This is a genomic window from Methylophaga sp. UBA2513 (assembly GCF_002341285.1).
In the GTDB taxonomy this organism is placed as follows: domain Bacteria; phylum Pseudomonadota; class Gammaproteobacteria; order Nitrosococcales; family Methylophagaceae; genus Methylophaga; species Methylophaga marina.
Window position 1 is genome coordinate 107,581 of sequence record NZ_DDNT01000009.1, and the last position, 5,181, is coordinate 112,761.

Consider the following 5,181-nt stretch of genomic DNA (forward strand, 5'->3'; position numbering starts at 1 on the left):
CCAGGATTCGAACCTGGGAATGCTGGGATCAAAACCCAGTGCCTTACCGCTTGGCGATACCCCAACTGACAAAACTCATTCTATCATCTTGCTGTCACATCTGGCTTATTTTTCTGCCAGTGTTCTTGCAGTGAGTGGCGACTGATTACAGCCTTTTGCCACAAAACCCTGCCAGTGTGAAGGCAGTTTATCTATCACGTCTTGTGCTTGTTGCTGACTTCGAAAATCAGCGAAAACACATGCTCCTGTACCAGTCATTCTTGGAGGCGCGTATTGTGCCAACCATTCTAGTGCATTTGCAACTGCTGGATAGTGTTTGACGACTACCGCTTCGCAGACGTTTCTGCCTTCCCCAGAAAGGAAGCGCGGTATTGTGATAGGTTCGCAGTCCCGTGTCAATTCCACTGATGAAAATATTTCTGCCGTAGACACATGACAATCTGGAAAAATCACTGCAAACCAAGGTTCTACCAGGGATATTGGCGTTAAGTCTTCACCGACACCTTCAGCCCAGGCAGCATGTCCCGCGATAAAAATAGGAACATCGGCCCCTAAATTGAGTCCAATCTGCGCTAATTTTTGCTGTGATAAACCACACTGCCAAAGTTGATTGAGAGCGACTAAGGTGGTTGCCGCATTAGAACTTCCGCCACCCAATCCACCACCCATTGGCAATCGTTTGGTGATGGAAATATCCACACCCTGCTCACTATCTGTAAAAGGCTTAAGTAACTTTGCAGCTTTGACAATCAGATTATCTTCGTCTGCTACTTCATCAAAAGCTGTTTTGAGATTTACTTGCCCAGAACGGTTGATATCAAAAAACAAACTATCGCCATAGTCCAGAAACTGAAAAGCGGTCTGGAGGTTATGGTAACCATCCTCTCTTCGTCCGGTGATGTGCAAAAATAAGTTTAATTTTGCCGGCGCTGGCCATGCTTTCACTCAGGTCGACTCCAGTCAGCAATGATTAATCTAATATTCAAATCCGGGTGTTTGATAAAAATTTTGGCCGGCACAACCATGCCATCAAAAGGTACATAACGCAGATATTCAATCTGCCAACCGGCTTGCTGTAAGGTTTTTAAGCGTCCGTTTTCATCCAGCTCATACTCATCAACCGCCACCTCTTCATATGGCACTCCTCTCACCCAGTCCCGTAATGCACTGACGGGTAACAGCCAGCCTAAGGTTTTGGCTAATAACTGCTCGGGCGTTTGTGCGGAATATTGCTCACCATTGTCCAGCGTCAATGTGACTTGTTCATCATCCCCAACTAACTCTGCCCCACCTTGAGAGAAAGGACCGGAGAGTTTGATATCGAAATCTTCACCTTGTTGTTGCCAGCTAATGCCTGCATTCCAGCCTTCACGCCCCTGTGTGATGGCAGTACGGCCTCTAAAACGCCAGTCTTTCAGTGAGGCTATTTCTGTCTGCTGCATTTGCCATCGTTGCTCTGGCGACTCTGTCGTTTTCGGTTGCCATAATGGCGCGCAGGCAGTGAGTAATAGACTCAGTCCGGCTAACCAAACTAATCTCATTGGCCAAACCTGCGCATCGTTTCAATCAGAAGTTTATTGTCAGGATCCTGCAATAAACCTTTATCCCAGATGTCTTTGGCTTCTCTTTTTTTACCACGTTGCCACAGCACTTCACCTAGATGTGCAATAAACTCAGGGTCAGGGTTAGCTTCAGTGGCTTCTCGCAGATATTTTTCTGCTTTCGCTAAGTCGCCTAGTCGGTAATAGACCCAGCCCAAGCTATCCAAGTAAAAAGGATCACCTGGTTTGAGTTCTAAAGCACGTTGAATCAACTTTAATGCTTCCTGATGACGATCGGTACGATCGGTTAAGGTATAACCCAACGCGTTTAATGCTTGAGAATTGTTGGGATCGTTGGCCAGAATTTGTTTTAGATCAGCTTCCAACACATCTAACTTATCCAGTGACTCAGCAATCATGGCCCGACTATATAAAGCATCTTCATTTTTCGGGTAGTGCTTGATGGCTTTTGTTAATAAATCAAACGCCTCCTGCTTCATATCATGATCGCGCAATAAGCTGGCTTCAAATAAATAGTATTGCAGTGCTTTCTTCGGTAACTGTTGTCTCAACTGGGCCAGATGCTCACGTGCTTTTTCAATATCATCCCGCCCCAATAATAGGTTGATGTAATGTGTCTGCGCCAAATCAAAACGGCTACTTTGCACAGGTACAGAGGCAAACCAGACCAGCGCAGCATCCACATTGGCATTTAATTCTTCAGCAATGCCCATGAAATAAGCGGCTTGATTCGTCGGGTCGCCGAGTTGCAGTAAATCACTGAAATATGACTTTGCTTTCTCGCCATCTTTCTCTTCCAGCGCGAGCAATCCAAGCGCAAACAACACATCACGGTTTTCAGGATTATCTGCCTGAATCGATTCAAAGATAGTACGTGCTTTATCCAGTTGACCGTCATCACCTAATAATTTGCCATACGTAAAACGTAGTTCATCACTGGCATCCTCTTTTGCTGCAGGTTTGGCCAGCAGTTTGATACCGTCTTTGGTTTGTCCTAAACGCTGTAAGGTGTCGGCTTTCAGTACAAGATAACTTTCATTATCAGGGTCAGTTTTTAACAAAGGATCAATTTCAGCCAATGTAATCGGATACTGCTGATAGAAAAAAGCTAAACGTGCATAGGCATAATGCGCATCTGGATGGCCTTGTTGATAAAGGTCTAACTTCTGCAGCGAGGCAAGCGCTTCTTCCGGTGGCGCTACTTCCGCCAGGTTCTCTGTCGCTCTGACTAGATACACTTTTTGATTTTCCGGCGCGAGTGACAGTGCTTTATTGATGGCCTGAACTGCGCCGTCATAATCTTTCTGCATCATCAGAAATGGCGCGCGCATCATATAAACATCAGCATTGTTAGGATCGACTTCCAACCAGCGATCTAATGCATGACTAATTCTTTCTTCGTTTCTGGATAAGGTGGCGACTTGTGCACTTCTGCTCGCCAGTTTTGGTGACTTGACCATATCCGCAGCACGTTCATAAAGCTCAACCGCCGCACCCACTTCACCACGCTGTCCCGCCACTTCCGCAGTAAGGATGTAGTACATCAGTTCAGGTGACATTGGCATAGTCACTTCCGGCTTTTTCTCCTCTTTTACTTCGGGAGCAGCCTTAACGACTTTTTGCGTCTCATCAACTGTGGCTTGAGTTTGCTGTGCGGGGGTTGCAGCACAGGCAGTCATAAGAGAGGTAAGTCCGATCAGAGCAAAATATGTAGTACGTTGCCCTACATTCATCATGAATGATTTCGTTGAATCCATATTAAAACGACCTGAACGTTTGATTTTGATAGAATGGCGAATTGTTTTCACTAAATAACAGACGATTGTAATAATGGCTGTAAAGTTTAACAGCATTTAATAACGACTTTTTCTTAATATGCATCTTGTCACCTATGGCATCAACCACAATACTGCTCCGGTTCATATCCGTGAGCTTTTTGCGTTTGATGCGAGCATGCTTCCAGCAGCTTTATCCAATTTACATGAAGATGATTCCATACTTGAAGTCGTTATTCTGTCGACCTGCAATCGTACTGAAATCTATTGTTGTATCGATGGAGAGTCTGACAACCAGATCCTCGCTTGGTTGCATGACTATCATCAACAGGAAGAGGGTGCCATCACCCCATACCTTTATCATTACCAACAAGCCGATGCGATTAGACACCTGATGCGAGTCGCCTGTGGATTAGATTCCATGGTGCTGGGCGAACCACAAATACTCGGTCAATTAAAAGACGCTTACAGTCAATCACTCAATGCCAACACTCTGGGCAAATCATTAGGTCGTTTATTCCAACACGCGTTTGCTGTCGCTAAACAAGTCCGAACCGATACCGCTATCGGTAACAGCCCGGTCTCGGTTGCCTTTGCGGCAGTCAGTCTGGCCAAACAAATTTTCAGTGAACTGGCTGACTCCACTGCTTTATTAATAGGTGCAGGTGAGACCATCGAGCTGGTCGCGCGTCATCTTTACGATAACGGTATCAAACGCATCATCATTGCAAACCGTACGATTGAACGCGCGCACAATCTCGCCACACAGGTGGATGGATATGCGATTAGTCTGAGTGAACTTCCTGCACATCTGGCTGAAGCGGATATTGTGGTGAGCTCCACGGCCAGCCAGCTACCTATTCTGGGTAAAGGGGCTGTAGAAAGGGCTTTAAAAGTCCGTAAACGTAAACCCATCTTCATGGTCGATATCGCCGTACCACGGGATATTGAAGCGGAAGTCGGATTATTAGAAGATATATACCTTTATTGTGTTGATGATTTAAAAGAAATCATCGAAGAGAATTTACAGTCTCGTCGTGATGCAGCCTTACAGGCGGAAGAAATTATCGACACACAAGTGGATCATTTTCAGGCATGGCTAAGAACTCAAGATGCCGTCCCTGTAATTAGAGCCATACGTGACAATGCTGAAGAGATAAGTAAGCATTCACTAGAAAGAGCAATAAAACAACTTGAGCAAGGCATGCCTGCTGAACAGGCCATGACTGAACTCGCTCGTACACTGACCAACCGCTTACTACATGAACCGAGTCGCCAACTCCGTCAATCCGGATTTGATGAAGAAGGACAGTTACTCAATGCAGCGCGGCGTCTGTTTAATATCAAGGATCCCAAGTGAAAGATTCGATCAAACATAAACTAGAATCCCTCGTTGATCGTCATGAAGAAATTAGTGGTTTGCTCGCTGATCCTGACACCATGGCCGATCAAAATAAGTTCCGGTCACTGTCACAGGAATATGCGCAATTAGAGCCTGTTGTCAGCAACTTTAATGCTTATCGCCGCACAATCGACGCATTGGAAGATGCCAAGCTGATGCTGGATGAAGACGATGCTGAAATGCGCGAAATGGCAAAAGACGAAATTAATACGGCAGAAGAGAAGCTCGAAGAACTCGAACTCACTCTGCAAAAGTTATTACTGCCTAAAGATCCAAATGATCAACGTAACATCTATCTGGAAATTCGTGCCGGAACGGGTGGTGATGAAGCAGCCATTTTCTCTGGCGATTTATTCCGCATGTACACAAAATATGCTGAATCTCGTCGCTGGAAAGTTGAAGTCATTAATGCTCAAGAAGGCGAGCACGGCGGCTATAAGGA

5 protein-coding genes are annotated in these 5,181 nt (G+C 45.5%); 2 read left to right on the forward strand and 3 right to left on the reverse strand.

The window, feature by feature from the left end:
• Nucleotides 1–105 precede the first annotated feature (105 nt).
• Genes ispE through B3V56_RS05875 form a run of 3 tightly spaced genes read right to left on the reverse strand, consistent with a single transcriptional unit; the run spans nucleotide 106 to nucleotide 3,319 of the window.
• Nucleotides 106–945: a 4-(cytidine 5'-diphospho)-2-C-methyl-D-erythritol kinase gene (gene ispE / locus B3V56_RS05865; RefSeq protein WP_289282828.1), complete on the reverse strand. Its 840-nt coding sequence runs from the start codon at nucleotides 943–945 to the stop codon at nucleotides 106–108.
• On the reverse strand, nucleotides 942–1,541 hold the full coding sequence (lolB, locus tag B3V56_RS05870) for a lipoprotein insertase outer membrane protein LolB (RefSeq protein WP_289282829.1): 600 nt from the start codon (nucleotides 1,539–1,541) through the stop codon (nucleotides 942–944). Before lolB ends, ispE begins: the two co-directional genes overlap by 4 nt.
• Complete coding sequence (locus B3V56_RS05875) at nucleotides 1,538–3,319, reverse strand: tetratricopeptide repeat protein (RefSeq protein ID WP_289284050.1); 1,782 nt, start codon at nucleotides 3,317–3,319, stop codon at nucleotides 1,538–1,540. Before B3V56_RS05875 ends, lolB begins: the two co-directional genes overlap by 4 nt.
• Before the next feature lie 118 nt (nucleotides 3,320–3,437).
• Between B3V56_RS05875 and hemA the strand changes: the two genes are divergently transcribed.
• Together hemA and B3V56_RS05885 are read left to right on the forward strand one after the other, a co-directional pair.
• On the forward strand, nucleotides 3,438–4,697 hold the full coding sequence (gene hemA, locus B3V56_RS05880; protein WP_289282831.1) for a glutamyl-tRNA reductase: 1,260 nt from the start codon (nucleotides 3,438–3,440) through the stop codon (nucleotides 4,695–4,697).
• Nucleotides 4,694–5,181: PCRF domain-containing protein (locus B3V56_RS05885; protein WP_289284051.1), on the forward strand; the 488-nt coding region annotated here is incomplete at its 3' end. The genes hemA and B3V56_RS05885, both read left to right, overlap by 4 nt.

Bases quoted from the DNA above. Each gene is read 5' to 3' on its own strand.
- lolB (WP_289282829.1), bottom strand. From the start codon at position 1,541: ATGAGATTAGTTTGGTTAGCCGGACTGAGTCTATTACTCACTGCCTGC.
- B3V56_RS05875 (WP_289284050.1), bottom strand. From the start codon at position 3,319: ATGGATTCAACGAAATCATTCATGATGAATGTAGGGCAACGTACTACA.
- hemA (WP_289282831.1), top strand. From the start codon at position 3,438: ATGCATCTTGTCACCTATGGCATCAACCACAATACTGCTCCGGTTCAT.